The following is a 19,312-nucleotide window of genomic DNA, read 5'->3' on the forward strand; positions in this document are numbered from 1 at the left end:
ACGCCAGCGTCTTGCTGATGGCCGAGGTGGGTTTCATCGACCCCTGCGACCCGCGCTTTGTGGCCACGGTGGAAGCGCTCGAAGCGTCGCTTTGCGATGGCCCCTACATGCGCCGCTACGAAGCGCCGGACGACTTCGGCAAGCCCGAAACCGCCTTCAACATTTGCAGCTTCTGGCGCCTGGACGCCTTGGCCCGTATCGGCCGAAAAGAACAGGCGCGCGACATTTTCGAAGCCATGCTGGCCGCGCGCAACCCGCTGGGCCTGATGTCGGAGGACACACACCCGGTGACCGGCGAACTCTGGGGCAATTTCCCGCAGACCTACTCCATGGTCGGCCTGATCAACGGCGCGGTGCGGCTCTCCGAGCCCTGGGACTCTGTCATTTAAGGACGCATATGAAAAGGCTGGTGGTGGTATCGAACCGGGTCGCCGATCCACGCAAGGCGGCGGCGGGCGGCTTGGCCGTGGCGCTGGGTGATGCGCTGTCCGACTCGGGCGGGCTCTGGTTTGGCTGGAGCGGCCAGATGATAGAGCCCGAGCGCGGCACCGAATCGCGGCTGCAGCAGCAGCGCGCCGGCAACGTGACCTTGGCCACCATCGACCTCACCCAGGCCGACCACGACGCCTACTACCTGGGCTATTCCAACGGGGTGCTGTGGCCGGTGTTCCACAACCGGCTCGATCTGGCCGATTTCGACCACGGCGACATCAACAGCTACCGGCGCGTCAACCGCTTGTTTGCGCAGCACCTGGCCACCTTGCTGCGGCCCGACGACGTGATCTGGATCCACGACTACCACCTGATCCCGCTGGCGGCCGAACTGCGGGCACTGGGCTGCGAGCAGCGCATCGGGTTTTTTCTGCACACACCGCTGCCCTCGGCGGTGGTGATGGCCGCGATTCCACAGCACGAATGGCTGATGCGCTCGCTGTTCGCCTACGACCTGATCGGCCTGCAGACCCAGACCGACTTGGGACACTTTGCCCACTATGTGCGCAACGAGGCCCGGGCCGAGCAGCGGGAAAACGACGTCTTCACCGCGTTTGGCCGCACGGTGCGCGCCCAGGCCTTCCCGATCGGCATCGATGTGGACGAGTTCATCCGTCTGGGCGAAGGTCGAGAGGCCCAGACCACCTACGCCAATATGCGCGACCAGTTCGCCAGCAAGCGCCTGCTGGTCGGGGTGGACCGGCTGGACTACTCCAAAGGCCTGCCACAGCGTCTGCGCGCCTTCCAGCGCCTGCTGCACGACTACCCCGAAAACCGGGGCCGCGCGGTGCTGATCCAGGTCGCCGCGCCTTCGCGCGAAAGCGTTTCGGCCTACTCGGATCTGCGGCACGAGCTCGAAGGCCTGAGCGGGGCGATCAATGGCGAGTTTGGCGAACTGGACTGGATGCCGGTGCGCTACATCAACCGCTCCATGGCGCGCAAGCGCCTGCCCGGCCTGTACCGCGCCAGCAGCGTGGCGCTGGTCACACCTTTGTGCGACGGTATGAACCTGGTGGCCAAGGAATTCGTGGCGGCACAGGACCCGGCCAACCCCGGCGTGCTGATCCTGTCGCGCTTCGCTGGCGCGGCAGAACAGATGACCGAAGCCCTGCTGGTCAACCCGCACGACCAGCTGGTGGTGGCCGAAGCCACACAGCGCGCGCTGAACATGCCCCTGGCCGAGCGCCAGGCCCGGCACGCCAGCCTGCTCGAAGGCATCCGCCGCGACGATGTGCACGCCTGGCGCAAGCAGTTCCTGCAGACCCTGGAGTCCAAAGACGTCTGAGCGCCACGCAGCGCTCGCAAAACCGCCGCTTAGTGACAGGCCTTGGCCTAGTAGCGGTGCCCGGTCAGGAACAGCAAGGCGCGCATGGTGCCGAACGCGATGCGGTCCAGCACCCGCTGGCGCCAGGGCCGCTGGCTCAGCGCCAAGGTATCCAGCCGGTTGCCCGCGCAGCTGACGATGCTGTCCAGGCAGTCGTGCAGCAAGTCGGCAAAGCGCTGGTCGGTGGTGATCACATTGGCCTCGCGCGCCAGCAACATCGACAAGGGGTCCAGGTTGGTCGACCCGACCGTGGCCCAGCGCCGGTCCACCACCGCCACCTTGGCATGCAAGGCGCTGGGCGCGTATTCGTGGATCTCAACGCCCGCTTCCAGCAATTTCTGGTACACCGGCCGCGCCGCGTGGTACTGCAGGAAATTTTCGTATTTGCCCTGCAACAGCAGGCGCACCCGCACACCCCGCCTGGCCGCCATGGTCAGGGCACGCCGCAGCTTGCGGCCGGGAACAAAGTAGGCGTTGGCTATCATGATTTCGGTGCGTGCCGTGCCCAAAGCACGCAGATACGCGCGCTCGATGTCGTGCCGGTGCGCCACGTTGTCGCGCAGCACCAGAGAAGCACGCGCGCCGTCCACCCCCGCCTGGAAGGTGGACAGATCACCGTCGGACGCGGCCAAAGCCGACCGCGCGCCGAATCGGGAATAGGTTTCTATCTTGGCCAGCAAGCGGCTGAAATCGCCCACCGGCCGGGTCTCGCGCAAGGCCTCCCAGGCGGCCCGAAACTCGCGTTGCCGCGCCTTGTGCACCGCTTGCAAACGCCACCACAACTGCTCCATGGTCTCCACCATGTCGGCCACCAGCGGCCCGGCCACACGCAGGGAAAAGTCCAGACGCGGCGCGTCGAGCCGGCCCAGCGCCTCGTCGTGTTGGTCGTCGATCAGATTGATGCCACCACAAAACCCCAGTGCGCCATCGACCACGCACAGCTTGCGGTGCAGGCGGCGCCAGTTGCTGGGCACCAGCAGGCCCAGGCGCCCCAGCGGCGAATACATGCTCCAGCGCACCCCGGCCGCTGCAAAACGCTGCTGCCATTCGGTGGGAATGTGTGGCGTGCCCACGCCATCCACCACCAGCCGAACCACGACGCCACGCAAGGCCGCACGCTCCAGCGCCTCGGCCACACGCAGTGCCGCGCCGTCAAACTGGAAGATATAGGTTTCCAGATGGATCACGAGACGCGCCGTGTCCATGGCTTCGACCAGCGCAGGGAAGAAGGTCGTCCCGCCTTGCAACAGCAGCAGCTGGTGTCCGCTCTGCATGGGCGCTACACCACTGCCATCGGACGCGGTCGGCCGCGCGGGCGGTGGAGCAGGCACGTCCCGGTTCACAGTTCCAACTCGACGATCAGAGGCAGGTGGTCGGACATGCGCGACCAGGCCCGGCCGTGTGGCACCTGGGCGCTGACCGGGCGCAGGCCGCGCACGAACACACGGTCCAGGTGCAGCAAGGGCAGGCGCGAGGGATAGGTGGGCAGACGGATGCCGTCAAAAGTCTGCAAGTCCATGGCCGCCATGGGCTTGAGCAGTTGTGCGCTCCAGTCGTTGAAATCGCCCGCCACGACCAGCGGCGCGGTATGGGGCACGTTGTCGCGCACAAACTGCCCCAGGCGCTGCACCTGGCGTTCGCGCCCGGCGTGGATCAGGCCCAGGTGCACCACCACCACATGCAGCTCAACCCCATCGACCAGCAACTCCACGTGCAACAGGCCACGCTGCTCAAAGCGGTGGTCCGACACGTCGGCGTGGCCACTGCTCAGCACCGGCCAGCGCGACAGCAGGGCGTTGCCATGCTCACCATGGCGCGTGGTGGCATTGGTGCGGTAAACCGACTCGTAACCCTCGGGCGACAGGTAGTCGGCCTGCCCCAGATCGGGCCAGCGGGTAAAGGCCTTTTCGAGCTTGCGGTGGTGGCGCCGCACTTCCTGCAGACACACGATGTCGGCATCGAACTGCTCCACCGCGTGCACCAGGTTGTGGATCTCGAGCCGGCGCGAAGGACCCACGCCCTGCACGCCTTTGTGTATGTTGTAAGTGGCTACGCGCAAGATTCCCATGGGCGGATCATGCCACCAAGCGGGCACGGGTACACGCGCGCCCCAGGGCCAATGCCTCAGCGCACACGTGGCCCTGCTGGCCGCACCGCCGCAGCCGGCGAAGGCAGATCGGCCAGACGCGGCAGCCAGGAAATCGCTTCCGCGTTCGAAGGCGAGAAACAGCGCTCGGCCGCTTCCATCCAGGGCAACCAGAGTTGCGCCCGGTGTTCGCGTGGACTCAGCCGCACCGGCAAGGGCTGGGGCACGCACAAACCAAACAAATGCTCGGTGTTGTGCAACACACCCGGCGCATAGCGGTGGCGCCACTGCGGGTAGATTTCGTACACATTCTCCAGCGCCCAGTCGCTCAGCACATGGCCATCGGCCCGCGCATCCAGGCCGGTTTCTTCCGCCACCTCGCGCACCGCTGTGAGCTCGAAGGTCTCATGCCAGGCGTCCTTGGAGCCGGTGACCGATTGCCAGAAGCCCGGCGCGTCGGCCCGTTCGATCAGCAACACCTCGAGCGCCGGGGTGTGGATCACCACCAGCACGGATTCGGGGATTTTGTACGGGCGAGGCTCCAGCACCGAGGAACTTTCAGATAGGACCGACATGAAAAAAGGGCGCTGATCCAGCGCCCTTCCATTCTGCAGCAAGAGCCGTTTAGGCCGGCTTGACCAGATCGGTGTTGCGCAAGCGGATGTGCAGTTCGCGCAACTGCTTTTCGTCCACCAGGCTCGGCGCTTGCGTGAGCAGGCACTGGGCGCGCTGGGTCTTGGGGAAAGCGATCACGTCGCGGATCGATTCGGCGCCGGTCATCAGGGTGATGATGCGGTCCAGACCAAAGGCCAGGCCACCGTGCGGCGGCGCACCGTATTGCAACGCATCGAGCAGAAAGCCGAACTTGAGCTGCGCGTCTTCGGGCGAAATTTTCAAAGCGTCGAACACTTTTTTCTGCACGTCGGCGCGGTGGATACGGACCGAACCGCCACCGATTTCCCAGCCGTTCAACACCATGTCGTAACCCTTGGCGATGCACTTCTCGGGCGCGGTGACCATCCAGTCTTCGTGGCCGTCCTTCGGCGCGGTGAACGGGTGGTGCACGGCGGTCCAGCGGTCTTCTTCCTCGTCGTGTTCGAACATGGGGAAGTCCACGACCCACAGCGGGGCCCAGCGTTTCTCGAAGATGCCGTTCTTCTTGCCCAGTTCGCTGTGGCCGATCTTGATGCGCAGCGCACCGATGGCGTCGTTCACCACCTTGGCCTTGTCGGCGCCAAAGAAGATCAGGTCGCCGTCTTGCGCGGCGGTGCGTTTGAGAATTTCGGTCAGCGCGGCGTCGTGGATGTTCTTCACGATCGGGCTTTGCAGGCCGTCACGCCCCTTGGCCACTTCGTTGACCTTGATCCAGGCCAGGCCTTTGGCGCCGTAGATTTTGACGAACTCGGTGTAGGCGTCGATCTCGCTGCGGCTCATTTCGGCGCCACCGCGCACGCACAGCGCCACCACACGGCCGTTGGCCATTTGCGCCGGGGCGCTGAAGACCTTGAAATCGACATCGGCCATCACGTCGGTGAGCTCGGTGAATTCGAGCTTCACGCGCAAGTCGGGCTTGTCGGAGCCGAAGCGGTGCATGGCCTCGGCATAAGGCATGACGGGGAAGTCGCCCAGATCCACGTTCATGGTGTTCTGGAACACGGTTTTGATCATGCCCTGGAACATGTCGCGGATGTCCTCTTCGCCCAGGAACGAGGTCTCGATATCGATCTGGGTGAATTCGGGCTGGCGATCGGCGCGCAGGTCTTCGTCGCGGAAGCACTTGGTGATCTGGTAATAGCGGTCAAAGCCCGCCACCATCAGCAACTGCTTGAACAGCTGGGGCGACTGCGGCAGCGCGAAGAAATGGCCGTCGTGCACACGGCTGGGCACCAGATAATCGCGCGCGCCTTCGGGCGTGCTCTTGGTGAGCATGGGGGTTTCGATGTCGATGAAACCGTTGCCATCCAGAAACTTGTGCACTTCCATGGCCACGCGGTAGCGCAGCATGAGGTTGTTCTGCATGTAGGGGCGGCGCAGATCGAGCACGCGGTGCGTGAGACGCGTGGTCTCCGACAGGTTTTCGTCGTCGATCTGGAACGGCGGCGTCACCGATGCGTTGAGCACGGTGAGTTCGTGGCACAGCACTTCGATCTTGCCGCTCTTCAGGTTGTCGTTGGTGGTGCCTGCGGGACGCGCACGCACCAAGCCTTTGACCTGCACACAAAACTCGTTGCGCACGTCTTCGGCGGTGGCGAACATGTCGGCCCGGTCGGGGTCGCACACCACTTGCACATAACCTTCGCGGTCGCGCAGATCGATGAAGATCACACCGCCGTGGTCGCGCCGGCGGTTCACCCAGCCACACAAGGAAACGGATTCACCCAGCTGGGCTTCGGTCACCAGACCGCAATAGTGGGAGCGCATGGCCATGTCAGTTCTTCTTTCAAGGGACTCGCAACCTGGGGTCGCGAAAAAATTCAGCTGGCCGGAGTGGCCGTTGATTCGGGGTTCTGGGCTGCGGTGATCGCCGCGTTGCGGGGGCCACCCGGCACGATCACGCCCATGGAAACGATGTAGGTCAGGGCTTCGTCCACGCTCATGCGCAGTTCAATGCAGTCGCGCCTGCGGATCATCACAAAATAGCCGCCAGTCGGATTCGGTGTGGTCGGCACATACACGCTGTGGAACTCGTCCGGCTCCACGCCGCCCAGCGGGCCTGAGGCCTGCAATTTCTGCAGCACCTCACCGCCTGGCGCGCCGGTCAGAAACCCAATGGTCCACATGCCCTCCTGGGGCCATTGCACCAGCAAGGCCTTGCGAAACGCATTGCCCTTTTCGGAAAACACGGTGTCGGAAATCTGCTTCACGCCGGAATAAATCGAGCGCACCACAGGAATGCGGTGCAGCAGCGCATGCCACCAGTTCACCAACCGGTTGCCGATGATGTTCGATGCCAGTGCGCCAATGGACAAGACCACGGCCAGCGCAAAAACCACCCCCAGACCGGGAATGTGGATGCCCAGCAGCTGATCGGGATGCCAGACCTTGGGCAGGATGCCCAGGGTCTGGTCCAGCGTGCTGACGACCCATTCGAGCACCCACAGGGTGATAATCAGGGGCACCAGGACCAGCAGGCCGGAAAACAGCCATTTGCGCAACGAAGCCATGTTCAGGTCGCGCTACCGGACGGCGAACCCGAAGGCGCGGGGCTGGCAGCGGGGGCAGCGGCTGGCGCTGCAGCCGGTGCGGTCTTGGCGGCAGCAGGAGCGTCCGCCGCGGGCTTGGTGCTGCTTGGGGCGTCGCCGGTTTTGGCACCGGCACCCTCGGCTGGAGCGCCGTTGCTGCCACCCCGGAAGTCGGTGACGTACCAGCCAGAACCCTTGAGCTGGAAACCGGCCGCTGTCACCTGCTTTTGAAAGCTGGCTTCCCCGCAAGACGGGCAAACGGTGAGCGGCTGATCCGACATTTTTTGCAACACGTCTTTGGCATGGCCGCAGGACGCGCACTTGTAGGCATAGATGGGCATGACGAGAACCTGGTGAATGGCATGGACAGCCGGGCGCGCAGGGCCCAAGGGGCCTACGCCAGCAAAACTGTCAAAAGAGGTGCTGAGGAAGGAAACCCATGATTATAAATTGGCCCCGGCCCCAGCGGGGCCCAGACCGTCCAGACCCCGATCCGTGCGAGGAGCCTGCGTGGCAGAAGGCGTCGAAAGCGAAAATCGCCCCCAGCGAGGACAGTTGTTGCCGGATTTGCAACCCCATAGCCCGGCTATGGGGCAAAAAGACGGTGAAAAATGGACCGCTGCGGGCGCTTTGCAGCCGACGCTTCTTCTGCCGCGCAGGCTCCTAGGTCCTGCGCTACCAGAGGCGAATACGCAACAAGACCTGCATCAGGATCAAACCCAGCAGAAAACCGAGTCCACCGTAGATGATGGCCTGCAAAAGCCGGTTGGTGCGCCGCTGCTCGGCCACCAAAGTATCGAGTTCGCGCCGCAGCTCGTGCGGTTTGTGCAGCAGGTAGTCGTGCAGCAAGCGCGGCAGCGCAGGCAACAGTTTGGCGTATTGCGGCGCCTCGTCCTTCAGTTGGCGCAGCAATTTCTGGGGGCCCATCTGCTCCAGCATCCACTTTTCCAGGAACGGCTTGGCCGTGTGCCACAGGTCCAGTTCCGGGTCCAGCTCGCGGCCCAGGCCTTCGATATTGAGCAGGGTTTTTTGCAGCAGCACCAGTTGCGGCTGGATTTCGACGTGGAAGCGGCGCGAGGTCTGGAACAGGCGCATCAACACCATGCCCAGCGAGATTTCTTTCAGCGGGCGGTCGAAATAGGGTTCGCACACGGCGCGCACCGCCGACTCCAGCTCGTCGACCCGCGTATTGGCCGGCACCCAGCCGCTTTCGATGTGCAGCTCGGCCACACGCTTGTAGTCGCGTCGGAAGAAGGCCGTGAAGTTCTGCGCCAGGTATTCCTTGTCGAATTCGGTGAGCGTGCCCACGATGCCGAAGTCGAGCGAGATGTAGCGCCCGAACGTGGCCGGATCGACGCTCACCTGGATGTTGCCAGGGTGCATGTCGGCGTGGAAAAAGCCGTCGCGGAACACCTGGGTGAAAAAGATGGTGACGCCGTCCTTGGCGAGCTGTGGAATGTCCACACCGCGCTGGCGCAGCTCGTCCACCCGGTTGATGGGCAGGCCGTGCATGCGTTCCATCACCATGACCTCGGTGTGGCAGTAGTCCCAGAGCATTTCCGGGATCAGCACCAGGTCCAGGCCTTCCATGTTGCGCCGCAACTGGGCCGCGTTGGCGGCTTCGCGCAACAAGTCCAGTTCGTCGTGCAAATACTTGTCGAATTCGGCGACCACCTCGCGCGGTTTCAGCCGCTTGCCGTCGGCCGAAAGACGCTCGACCCAGCCCGCCATCATGCGCATCAGGCCCAGGTCTTTTTCGATCGCCGGCAACATGTTGGGCCGCAACACCTTCACCGCCACCTCACGACCGCCTTGCCGACCGTCTTTCAGGGTGGCGAAGTGCACTTGCGCGATCGACGCGCTGGCCACCGGCACCTGTTCAAAATGCGAAAAGACCGCGTCCAGCGGCTTGCCAAACGCGCGCTCGATGGTGGCCACCGCCACCGAGCTGGGAAACGGCGGTACCCGGTCTTGCAGCAGCGCCAGTTCGTTGGCGATGTCGACCGGCAGCAGGTCGCGGCGGGTGGAGAGCACCTGACCGAATTTGACAAAAATGGGCCCCAAGCGCTCCAGCGCTTCGCGCAAACGCTGACCGCGCGGGCTGTCGAGGTTGCGACCGATGGAAACAATGCGCGTCAACAACCGAAGACCAGGGCGCTGGAAGCTGGAGAGCACCAGCTCGTCCAGGCCGTAGCGCAGCACGATCCAGACGATGAACGCACCCCGAAACAGGCGCCTCATCGCCCGGAACCGCTGGTGTTCGGGCTACCGGCTGCGGTACCGGTGGCGTTCGGGTCGACCGGCCCGGGACCTGCTGGCGGGAAACCCGGCGGCACCCGGCGCGCAAAACCCTTCAAGGCTTGCGCAGCGGCCTGGGCGAAACGGGTCAGCGTGTGCGCCATGGCATCGCCCACCAGACGGGACAGGTCTTCCTCCACATCCCAGCGCACGTTGTCCACCAACCAGGCCACTTCGGCGGCGAGTTGCACATCGCCCTGGATGTCCACCGCGGGTTTTTCGCCGCTCAGCACGCGTTGCACCAAGGCAAACGGCGAGGTCTGCGTCAAAGACAGGGTCAGTTCGGGTTTGGCGCCAGCATCCGCCTGCTCCAGCAAACCCGCCGGCGTCGGCGCAAGCACCAGGTAGAACTCGCCCCACTGCACCCGCATGGTTTTGCCCTTTTGCCGCCGCAGCCGGTCCTGGGCTTGCGGCTCTTGCATCAGCACATGGTTCAGGAACAGCACCAGGCGGTTTTGCAGTTCGCCCACCACCCACTCCGGCGGGCGAACCGCGCCCAGCAAGGATTGCAGCAGACCTGCGGGAGCGGCAGACGCCGCGTGGGTAGAGTCGTTGGAGGGATTGTTCATGATCCCCCCGATTTTGACGGATAAAGCGCGCCCTGCCGCGCGCACCCGGAAAGCGCCTGGGCGCCAGCGGCTCAGCTCAGCGCCTGAACCCCGGCCACCAGCCAGCCGCCGGGGCCGTTTTGCGGGCGGGTGATGTTCCAGACTTCGCGGAATGGGTTGGGGCCGGCAGAAAAATCCTCGCGGATCATGCCGGAAAATTCCACGCTGGCCATGTATTCGCCATCGGTCTCTTCAATGCCGAGCAACTGCGCTTCCAGCATGACCACCTCGGTTTTGTTGGACGGCGCACCGTCCTCGTGTTCGCGCTCGACCAACTGGCCTTTGATTTGCTCCAGCATGCCGTCCGTCATCATGGCGCGCAGGCTGGGAATGTCCGAGCGGTCCCAGGCGTCTTGCAAGGTCACGAAGTTGGCCTTGGAGGCCTTCAGGAAGCCTTCGGCATCGAAGCCAGCAGGAATACCCCAGGTCTGATTGCCCACCAGCGCCGAACCGATCATGGAGCCACCCGCGCCGTTGCCGGTCGCGGAGCCGTTGTGCTCCCAGGGTCTGGCGGATGCGTCGTTGCCCACGTTCTTCAAGCTGTAACCCCGAGGCACCGAGGGCGCTGCGGCTGCGCCAGCCTGGTAGGCCATGCCCTGGTCTGGCGCAGCGCCAGCGCGGCGGGTGAACAGACGGAAAAGAGCCAGGCCCGCCATCACCAGCAGCCCAATCATCAAAATCTGGGCGAAACCTTCGCCCAGCCCCAGAGAAGAAGCCAACCAGGCCAAGCCCAGACCGGCAGCCAGACCGCCGAGCATGCCGCCCCACTGGCGCTTGGGTGCCGCTGCAGCGGGGTTCACCGCGTTGGCCGGACGGGTCGCGCTGGGCGCAGCTTGTGGCGCGGCCTGGGGCTGCGCCGCCGGGGTGCTGCGCTGGCTCACATTGCTCGACTGCTTGCCAAAAGACAAGCCCCCGCCCATGCGCCGGGCCTCAGCTTCTTGCACACCCAGTGCCAAGGCACCCACCAGAACCAAAGACCACAGCTTGCTGCTTATCACTTGAAATTCCTAAAAAACCATTTGTCTCGAAAACCCATCATGCGCTCAACACTTGATGCCGACATGCAAGGCCACCACGCCCGCCGTGAGGTTGTGCACATCCACGTGCCCAAATCCGGCCTCTTTCATCATCTGGCGCAAGACTTGCTGGCCCGGATGCATGCGAATGGATTCGGCCAGGTAGCGGTAACTGCTTTCGTCGCCAGCCACCAGTTGACCCAGCTTGGGCAGGATGTTGAACGAATACCAGTCGTAAGCTTTTTCCAGCGGCTGCGCCACTTTGGAAAACTCCAGCACCAGCAATTTGCCACCCGGCTTGAGGGTCCGATGCATTTCGGCCAGGGCAAGTTCCTTGTGCGTCATGTTGCGCAAGCCAAAGGCCACCGAGACGAAGTCGAAGGAGGCGCTGGCAAAGGGCAGGTGTTCGGCGTCACACACCAGACTGGGCAGCACCACGCCGGCGTTCAGCAGGCGGTCGCGGCCTTCGCGCAGCATGGCTTCGTTGATGTCGGTGTGCACCACGCGCCCGGTCGGCCCCACCTTTTTGGCAAACGCCAGCGACAAATCGCCGGTACCGCCAGCGATGTCCAGCACCTGTTGCCCGGGCTGCGGGTTGGCCACCGCGAGGGTGTATTTCTTCCAGATCCGGTGCAGCCCGCCCGACATCAGGTCGTTCATCACGTCGTATTTGGGCGCGACGGAGTCGAACACGCCGCGCACGCGCTGGGCTTTTTCGCTTTCGTTGACGGTCTTGAATCCGAAGTGTGTGGTGGCCATGGGGGAATGTTAAAGCTCAATGGCTGCCGCAAGCGTGCCCGGGCTTGTCGGCCATGGGCGCATCGCGCTGCGCGCCCGCCGCGAGCAGTCTGGCGTTGTAATCGGCCCACAGTTGCTCTTGCTGAGTGCCCAGAAAATACAGGTAGTCCCAAGAAAAAATGCCGCTCTCGTGTCCGTCGGTGAAGGTGGGCTGCACCGCGTAATTGCCCACCGGCTCCAGCGCCAGAATCCCGACCTCGCGTTTGCCGGTCTGCAGCACCTCTTGCCCCGGGCCATGACCTTGCACCTCGGCCGAGGGCGAATACACCCGCATCAGCTCGAACGGGAGGTGGAAGGTTTTGCCGTCGGAGTAGGTGAGCTCCAGCACCTTGGACTGCTGGTGCAGCGTGATCGACTCTGGTGTCGGGGTGTTTTTGTCGAGGCCGGCCATGGTGTGCTCCTGAAGTTTGGGTGGTGCTTGGGCTGGAACGGTTCCAGGTCTCAGACCAGCACGCGTTCGATGCCGCCCTGGTTGGCCTGGGCCACGTAAGTGGGCAGCCAATCTTCGCCGAGGATCTGGCGCGCCATCTCCACCACGATGTAGTCGGCTTCGAGCAAGCCGTTGTTCAGGTCGTCGCCATAGCGGGTGAGGCCTTGCAGGCAGCTGGGGCACGAGGTGAGGATTTTCACGTTGCCCTGCTCGGCCACGGCGCCACTGGCCCGCAGTTGCGCTTCGCCCTTGCGGATCTCTTCTTCCTTGCGGAAGCGCACCTGGGTCGAAATGTCGGGCCGGGTCACGCCCAAGGTGCCGGACTCGCCGCAGCAACGCTCCGACTTCACCACCTGGTCGCCGATGAGCGCCTTGACGGTCTTCATCGGGTCGCCGAGCTTCATCGGGTTGTGGCAAGGCTCGTGGTACAGGAATCCGCCCTGACCGGCGGGCAGCGTGATGCCCTTTTCCAGCAGGTATTCGTGGATGTCGATGATGCGGCTGCCGGGGAAGATCTTGTCGAACTCGTAACCCTGCAGCTGGTCGTAGCAGGTGCCACAGCTCACCACCACGGTCTTGATGTCCAGGTAGTTCAGCGTATTGGCCACGCGGTGGAACAGCACCCGGTTGTCGGTGATCATCTTCTCGGCCTTGTCGAACTGGCCCGAGCCGCGCTGCGGGTAGCCGCAACACAGATAACCCGGCGGCAGCACCGTTTGCACGCCGGCGTGCCACAGCATCGCCTGGGTCGCCAGGCCGACCTGGCTGAACAAGCGCTCCGATCCGCAACCGGGGAAATAGAACACGGCTTCGGTCTCGGCCGTGGTGGCCTGCGGGTTGCGGATGATGGGGACGTAGTCCTTGTCCTCGATGTCGAGCAAAGCCCGCGCCGATTTTTTCGGCAAACCGCCCGGCATTTTCTTGTTGATGAAGTGGATCACCTGCTCCTTGATCGGAGCAGCGCCCAGCGTGGCCGGTGGCGCACTGGTCTGTTTGCGCGCCAGGCGCTTGAGCAACTCGTTGGCCATGCGCTGGGCCTTGAAGCCCACGTCGACCATGGCGCTGCGCATGAATTGGATGGTGGCCGGGTTGGTCGCGTTCAGGAAGAACATGGCCGCCGCGTTGCCGGGGCGGAAGCTCTTTTTCCCCATCTTGCGCAGCAGGTTGCGCATGTTCATGGACACATCGCCGAAGTCGATGTCCACCGGGCACGGCGAGAGGCATTTGTGGCAGACCGTGCAGTGGTCGGCCACGTCTTCGAACTCTTCCCAATGCTTGATGCTGATGCCGCGCCGGGTCTGCTCTTCGTACAGAAAAGCCTCCACCAGCAGCGAGGTCGCCAGAATTTTGTTGCGCGGGCTGTACAGCAGGTTGGCGCGCGGCACGTGGGTGGCGCACACCGGTTTGCACTTGCCGCAACGCAGGCAGTCTTTCACGCTGTCGGCGATGGCGCCGATGTCGCTCTGCTGCATGATCAGCGACTCGTGCCCCATCAGGCCGAAGCTGGGTGTGTAGGCATTGCTCAAGTCGGCGCTGCGCAGCCGCGCGTCTTGCGCCAGGGCGGTCGAAGCGCCGTAGTCGCGCAAGAGTTTGCCCTTGTTGAAGCGGCCTTCCGGGTCCACCCGGGCTTTGTAGTCGGCAAACGGGCGCAATTCGTCGTCCGTCAGAAACTCCAGCTTGGTGATGCCAATGCCGTGTTCACCCGAGATCACGCCGTCCAGGCTGCGCGCCAGCACCATGATGCGGGCCACCGCCTCGTGCGCGGTCTGCAGCATCTCGTAGTCGTCGCTGTTGACCGGGATGTTGGTGTGCACATTGCCGTCACCGGCGTGCATGTGCAGCGCCACCCATACCCGGCCCTTGAGCACGCGCTGATGGATGGCCGTGCATTCGGCCAGGATGGGGCCAAAGGCGGCGCCGCTGAAGATCGCTTGCAGGGGCGTCTGAATCTGCGTCTTCCAGCTGGCACGCAAGCTGTGGTCTTGCAGTTGCGCAAAGTGCTGTTCCACACCGTTCAACCAGCCGCTCCAGAGCGCGCGCACCTCGCGCACCAGGGCCTGCGCCTGCGCCACGCGGTCTTCCAGCAACTCGGCGCTCGGAATGCCACCGGCATCGTCCGGCTTGCCCAGGGGCAAATGTCCACGCGTGAAGAAGTCCTCCAGCGCGTCGCACAGCTTGAGCTTGTTGCGCAGCGAGAGCTCGATGTTGATGCGCTCGATGCCCTCGGTGTACTCGCCCATGCGCGGCAGCGGGATCACCACGTCCTCGTTGATCTTGAAGGCGTTGGTGTGCTTGCTGATGGCTGCGGTGCGCTTGCGGTCGAGCCAGAATTTTTTGCGCGCTTCCGGGCTGATGGCGGTAAAACCTTCGCCGCTGCGCGAATTGGCCAGGCGGATCACTTCGCTGGTGGCACGGGCCACGGCGTCGGCGTCGTCGCCCACGATGTCGCCCACCAGCACCATTTTGGGCAAGGTGCCGCGTTTGCTCTTGGTGGCGTAACCCACCGCCTTCAGGTAGCGGTCATCCAGGTGTTCCAGGCCGGCCAGGATGGCGCCACCGGGGCGCTTCATCTCGGCAAACATGAAGTCTTTGATGTCCACGATGGACGGCACGCAGTCTTTGGGGTTGCCAAAAAACTCCAGGCAAACCGTGCGGGTGTGCGCCGGCATTTTGTGCACCAGCCAGCGCGCACTGGTGATCAGGCCGTCGCAGCCTTCTTTTTGTATGCCCGGCAAACCGCTCAGGAACTTGTCGGTCACGTCCTTGCCCAGGCCTTCCTTGCGGAAGGTCTTGCCGGGAATCGCGAGCTGCTCGGTGCGGATCGGCGTTTTGCCGTCGGCTTTGAAATACTTCAGTTCGAAGGTCGCCACTTCGGCGTCGTGGATCTTGCCCCGGTTGTGGTCCAGCCGGGTGACCTCCAGCCACTCGGCCTGGGGTGTCACCATGCGCCAGCTCACCAGGTTGTCCAGCGCCGTGCCCCAGAGCACGGCCTTTTTGCCACCGGCGTTCATGGCGATGTTGCCGCCCACGCAGGACGCTTCGGCGCTGGTGGGGTCGACCGCGAACACATGGCCGCCGCGCTCGGCCGCATCGGCCACGCGCTGGGTGACCACACCGGCTTCGGTCCAGATGGTGGGCAGTGGCTGCTCGTGGCCCGGCACCTGCACGAACTCCAGTTCGGTCATGGCTTCGAGCTTTTCGGTGTTGATGACTGCGCTCTTCCAAGTCAGCGGAATCGCGCCACCGGTGTAGCCGGTGCCGCCGCCACGCGGGATGATGGTCAGGCCGATCTCGAAACAGCCTTTGACCAGGGCGGCCATTTCGGCCTCGGTATCGGGCGTGAGCACCACAAACGGGTATTCCACGCGCCAGTCGGTGGCGTCGGTCACGTGCGACACACGCGAAAGGCCGTCAAATTTGATGTTGTCGCCCGCCGTGAGTTTGCGCAAGGTCTTGGTGGCGCGCTCGCGCAGCCGGGCCATTTCTTCAAACGAATGCGAAAAAGCATCGACTGCGGCGCGTGCGGCCTTCAGCAGTTCGGCCACCAGCGCGTCGCGCTCGGCATCGTCCTGGGGCGTGCGGCGTTTTTGCACTTCGCCGAGCCGGTGGTGCAAGGCGTCCACCAGCTGTTTGCGGCGCTTGGGCGTGTCCAGCAAGTCGTCTTGCAGATACGGATTGCGCTGCACCACCCAGATATCGCCCAGGACTTCGTACAACATGCGGGCCGAGCGCCCGGTGTGCCGCTCGCCGCGCAAACCGTCCAGCACCGCCCAGGAGCGCTCGCCCAACAAGCGCAGCACAATCTCACGATCCGAAAAGGAGGTGTAGTTGTAGGGAATTTCGCGCAGGCGCGGAGCTTCCTGGCCAGTGGTGTGGAGCAGCGTGAGCGGAGTTGGAGCGTTCATGTCGGTACAAGGTTCAGCCGGAAAAGCTGAGCCGTCGATGGTACCGCAGCGCACCATACACACACCTTGGCGGCGGGTACTGGCACACTGGGCAAACAGGCGCCCCCAGCAGCGGCTTTTACCGCACGCGGCGGCTCGTCCACCACCACGCCACCAACACCATGCCCGTCCTCGACCTTCCCCCTTGGCCCTACCCCCGCTGGATCGCGCACCGTGGCGCCGGACGGCTGGCGCCCGAAAACACCTTGGCCGCGTTCCGCCTGGGTGCGGCACACGGTTACCGCATGTTCGAGTGCGACGCCAAACTGAGCGCCGACGGCGTGGTGTTTCTGCTGCACGACGATGGCCTGGCGCGCACCAGCAATGGCTCGGGCATCGCCGGTGAGCAAGACTGGGACGCGCTGAGCCAGCTGGACGCGGGGGCGTGGCATTCGCGGGCCTACGCCGGCGAACCGCTGGCCAGCCTGGGCGCCGTGGCGGCCTACTGCCAGGCCAACCGCTTGATGCTCAATATAGAGATCAAGCCCACGCCGGGACACGAGGGCCAGACCGGGCGCGAAGTGGCTTTGGCGGCGGCCCGTTTGTGGTCGCGCGCGGATGGCAACGCGGCCGGCACCACACCGCCCTTGCTCACTTCGTTCCAGCCCGAGGCACTGGCCAGCGCGCGCGAAGCCGCGCCCGAACTGCCGCGTGGCCTGTTGTTCGACGCGTTGTGGACCGGCTGGCTGGAAACCGCGCTGACCCTGGGTTGCGTGGCCGTGGTCTGTGAACATGGGCTGTGGGACCTGTCGTCCATGACCCAGGCCCAAAACGCGGGCTTTCGCACCCTGGCCTACACCGTGAACGACGAATGGGCCGCCCAGCGCCTGATCGCCCTGGGCGTTGACAGCCTCATCACCGACCGGGTGGATCTGTTTCCACCCAGCGCCTGAGCCCTCTGCCGAAACCCCTGCTTCAGCGCCCGCGCATCCACCAGGTCGCCGTGCCCTGCGCCAGCACCAGCGCCGCGTAAGTGGCCATCTTGCCGTCCCGGCCAAAGTAGGCCAGTCCGATCAGCAGCACCAGCACACCGGTCAGCGCCAGCACGCCAAACTGCATGGCCGGTGATCGCACCACCACCCGGGCGGGCCGCAAACGCAAGCCCAGCCACAGCAGGGACGCCACCACCAAGGCGGGCGCAAGCAGTCCGGCCAGATGCCACAAGGGCGCCAAAAATGTCATTCACACTCCAAAGACGCATCCATAAGCGCCCGATTTTATAATCTGCAACATGTCTGTCTGGGCCCTTGGCATCAACCACCACACCGCACCGCTCGATTTGCGCGGTCGGTTTGCGTTCGCCCTCGACCAGATCCAGCCCACGCTGCACGGTTTTCGCCAGACCATGGCACGCCAGCCCGAGGCCACCCTGCTGTCCACCTGCAACCGCACCGAGATGTATTGCGCCGCCCCGCAGGCCGAGGTCGATTCGACCCTGGACTGGCTGGCCCACACTGGCGGCGTGAGCAGCCATGTGCTGCGCGACCACGCCTATGTGCTGCGCGACGACCAGGCCGCACGCCATGCGTTTCGCGTCGCCAGCGGGCTCGACAGCATGGTGCTGGGCGAACCCCAGATCCTGGGGCAGATGAAGGACGCGGTACGCGCCGCCGACCAGGCCGGTGCCCTGGGCACCACCTTGCACCAGATGTTCCAGCGCTCTTTTGCGGTGGCCAAACAAGTGCGCAGTTCCACCGAGATCGGCGCCCACTCCATCAGCATGACGGCCGCTGCGGTGCGGTTGGCCTCGCAGCTGTTTGAAGACCTGCACAACATCCGCGTGCTGTTCGTGGGCGCGGGCGAAATGATCGAACTGGCCGCCACGCACTTCGCGGCCAAGTCGCCCAAGAGCATGGCGATCGCCAACCGCAGCCTGGAGCGCGGTGAAAAGCTCGCGGGCCGCTTTGGTGCCGAGGTCATGCGCCTGGCCGACCTGCCCGAGCGCCTGCACGAATTCGATGCCGTCATCAGCTGCACCGCCAGCACCTTGCCCATCATCGGCCTGGGCGCGGTGGAGCGTGCGCTCAAAAAACGCCGCCACCGCCCCATGTTCATGGTCGACCTGGCCGTGCCGCGCGACATCGAAGCCGAAGTCCAGGCGCTGAACGACGTCTACCTCTACACCGTGGACGACCTAGCCGCCGTGGTGCAGTCCGGCAAAGACAACCGCCAGGCCGCCGTGGCGCAAGCCGAAGCCATCATCGACGCGGGCGTGCTCAGTTTCATGCACTGGATGGACCAGCGCCATCCGGAAAACGGTGTGGTGCCGCTGATCCAGCAAATCCACGCCCAGACCCACGAATGGCGCAGCCTGGAACTGGCGCGCGCCAAAAAGCTGCTGGCCAAGGGCGAACCGGTCGAGGCGGTGCTCGAAGCCCTGTCGCGCGGGCTCACGCAAAAAATGCTGCACGGCACCCTGGCCGAACTGCACGCGGGCGACGCCCAGACCCGCGCCGCCACCGCCCAAACCGTTTCGCGCCTGTTTCTGCGCGAAGACCCGGCCAAAGCGCCGCGCGGCCCGCACCACTCTTAGCGCCGGTGCGTTGCCCGCCTGCCCACACAGCAGGCACGCCGCTGCCGCCAGGGCAGTCCCGCCACCGACCGGCGCTATCCGATTTCCCCGCTCCATGAAACCCTTTGTCCGCACCACCCTCAGCCGCCAGCGCGCCCGCCTGCACGAACTCGACGCTCTGCTGTCAGCCCCCGACGTGGTGAACCAGATGGACCGCTTCCGCGCGCTCAGCCGCGAGCACGCCGAGGCTTCGCAGGTGGTGGACTGTTTCAACCGCTACGAACAACGCGAAGCCGATCTGGCCCAGGCCAAGGACTTGCTGCGCGACCCCGAAATGGCCGATCTGGCCCAGGAAGAAATCCACAGCGCCGAGTCCGATCTGGAGCAACTCGACGCGGAGCTGCAACAACTGCTGGTGCCGAAGGACCCGGACGACGAGCGCAATGCCTTTCTGGAAATTCGCGCCGGCACCGGCGGCGACGAATCGGCCCTGTTCGCTGGCGATCTGGCACGCCTGTACACGCGCTACGCCGAGTCACAAGGTTGGCAGGTGGAGGCGGTGAGCGAGTCGCCCGGCGAACTGGGCGGCTACAAGGAAATCGTCTTGCGCGTCGCCGGTCGC

General features: G+C 64.5%; 18 protein-coding genes. 5 read left to right on the forward strand and 13 right to left on the reverse strand.

The genetic code is table 11. The features are described from left to right. Together ABYB95_RS03415 and otsA are read left to right on the forward strand one after the other, a co-directional pair. A partial coding sequence (locus ABYB95_RS03415) for a glycoside hydrolase family 15 protein (protein ID WP_372657043.1) occupies positions 1-389 on the forward strand: 389 nt, incomplete at its 5' end. Positions 390-397: 8 nt separating this feature from the next. Next, positions 398-1,777, forward strand: a complete 1,380-nt coding sequence (otsA, locus tag ABYB95_RS03420; RefSeq protein ID WP_372657044.1) for an alpha,alpha-trehalose-phosphate synthase (UDP-forming) — start codon at positions 398-400, stop codon at positions 1,775-1,777. 47 nt (positions 1,778-1,824) lie between these two features. On the opposite strand, the gene clsB is transcribed toward otsA, so the two are convergent. The 12 genes from clsB to ABYB95_RS03480 form a co-directional block, all read right to left on the reverse strand. Then, the gene (gene clsB / locus ABYB95_RS03425) at positions 1,825-3,090 is read right to left on the reverse strand and encodes a cardiolipin synthase ClsB (protein WP_372657045.1); all 1,266 of its coding nucleotides are present in this window, start codon (positions 3,088-3,090) and stop codon (positions 1,825-1,827) included. A gap of 65 nt (positions 3,091-3,155) precedes the next feature. After that, positions 3,156-3,884, reverse strand: a complete 729-nt coding sequence (locus tag ABYB95_RS03430) for an endonuclease/exonuclease/phosphatase family protein (protein ID WP_372657046.1) — start codon at positions 3,882-3,884, stop codon at positions 3,156-3,158. A gap of 56 nt (positions 3,885-3,940) precedes the next feature. Next, the gene (gene nudB / locus ABYB95_RS03435; RefSeq protein ID WP_372657047.1) at positions 3,941-4,477 is read right to left on the reverse strand and encodes a dihydroneopterin triphosphate diphosphatase; all 537 of its coding nucleotides are present in this window, start codon (positions 4,475-4,477) and stop codon (positions 3,941-3,943) included. A 49-nt stretch (positions 4,478-4,526) separates the two neighbouring features. After that, entirely contained in the window at positions 4,527-6,329 is a 1,803-nt protein-coding gene (gene aspS / locus ABYB95_RS03440; protein WP_372657048.1) for an aspartate--tRNA ligase, read from the reverse strand. Positions 6,330-6,376: 47 nt separating this feature from the next. Continuing rightward, positions 6,377-7,066 (reverse strand): DUF502 domain-containing protein, encoded by a 690-nt coding sequence (locus tag ABYB95_RS03445; protein WP_372657049.1) that lies wholly within the window; start codon positions 7,064-7,066, stop codon positions 6,377-6,379. Positions 7,067-7,068: 2 nt separating this feature from the next. Then, positions 7,069-7,425, reverse strand: a complete 357-nt coding sequence (locus ABYB95_RS03450) for an FmdB family zinc ribbon protein (protein ID WP_372657050.1) — start codon at positions 7,423-7,425, stop codon at positions 7,069-7,071. A gap of 334 nt (positions 7,426-7,759) precedes the next feature. Beyond that, positions 7,760-9,325: a ubiquinone biosynthesis regulatory protein kinase UbiB gene (ubiB, locus tag ABYB95_RS03455; RefSeq protein WP_372657051.1), complete on the reverse strand. Its 1,566-nt coding sequence runs from the start codon at positions 9,323-9,325 to the stop codon at positions 7,760-7,762. Then, positions 9,322-9,951, reverse strand: a complete 630-nt coding sequence (locus tag ABYB95_RS03460) for an SCP2 domain-containing protein (RefSeq protein ID WP_372657052.1) — start codon at positions 9,949-9,951, stop codon at positions 9,322-9,324. The genes ubiB and ABYB95_RS03460 overlap by 4 nt, the downstream gene beginning before the upstream one ends. A gap of 71 nt (positions 9,952-10,022) precedes the next feature. Further along, positions 10,023-10,988 (reverse strand): Tim44 domain-containing protein, encoded by a 966-nt coding sequence (locus ABYB95_RS03465; protein WP_372657053.1) that lies wholly within the window; start codon positions 10,986-10,988, stop codon positions 10,023-10,025. 45 nt (positions 10,989-11,033) lie between these two features. Then, a complete protein-coding gene (gene ubiE / locus ABYB95_RS03470) occupies positions 11,034-11,765 on the reverse strand; it encodes a bifunctional demethylmenaquinone methyltransferase/2-methoxy-6-polyprenyl-1,4-benzoquinol methylase UbiE (protein WP_372657054.1) in 732 nt (243 codons plus the stop codon). 16 nt (positions 11,766-11,781) lie between these two features. Continuing rightward, on the reverse strand, positions 11,782-12,195 hold the full coding sequence (locus ABYB95_RS03475) for a gamma-butyrobetaine hydroxylase-like domain-containing protein (protein ID WP_372657055.1): 414 nt from the start codon (positions 12,193-12,195) through the stop codon (positions 11,782-11,784). 50 nt (positions 12,196-12,245) lie between these two features. Further along, positions 12,246-16,139, reverse strand: a complete 3,894-nt coding sequence (locus ABYB95_RS03480) for a DUF3683 domain-containing protein (RefSeq protein WP_372657056.1) — start codon at positions 16,137-16,139, stop codon at positions 12,246-12,248. Positions 16,140-16,300: 161 nt separating this feature from the next. Between ABYB95_RS03480 and ugpQ the strand changes: the two genes are divergently transcribed. Next, entirely contained in the window at positions 16,301-17,071 is a 771-nt protein-coding gene (ugpQ, locus tag ABYB95_RS03485; protein WP_372657057.1) for a glycerophosphodiester phosphodiesterase, read from the forward strand. A 22-nt stretch (positions 17,072-17,093) separates the two neighbouring features. Here ugpQ and ABYB95_RS03490 read toward each other — a convergent pair whose 3' ends face one another. After that, positions 17,094-17,360, reverse strand: a complete 267-nt coding sequence (locus ABYB95_RS03490) for a hypothetical protein (protein WP_372657058.1) — start codon at positions 17,358-17,360, stop codon at positions 17,094-17,096. 49 nt (positions 17,361-17,409) lie between these two features. Here ABYB95_RS03490 and hemA point away from each other — a divergent pair, with 49 nt between their 5' ends. Further along, complete coding sequence (gene hemA / locus ABYB95_RS03495; protein WP_372657059.1) at positions 17,410-18,711, forward strand: glutamyl-tRNA reductase; 1,302 nt, start codon at positions 17,410-17,412, stop codon at positions 18,709-18,711. Positions 18,712-18,805: 94 nt separating this feature from the next. After that, positions 18,806-19,312 (forward strand): PCRF domain-containing protein (locus ABYB95_RS03500; RefSeq protein WP_372657060.1); only part of this gene is annotated, 507 nt, incomplete at its 3' end.

This window comes from Hydrogenophaga sp., from assembly GCF_041633695.1.
Classification (GTDB): domain Bacteria; phylum Pseudomonadota; class Gammaproteobacteria; order Burkholderiales; family Burkholderiaceae_C; genus Hydrogenophaga.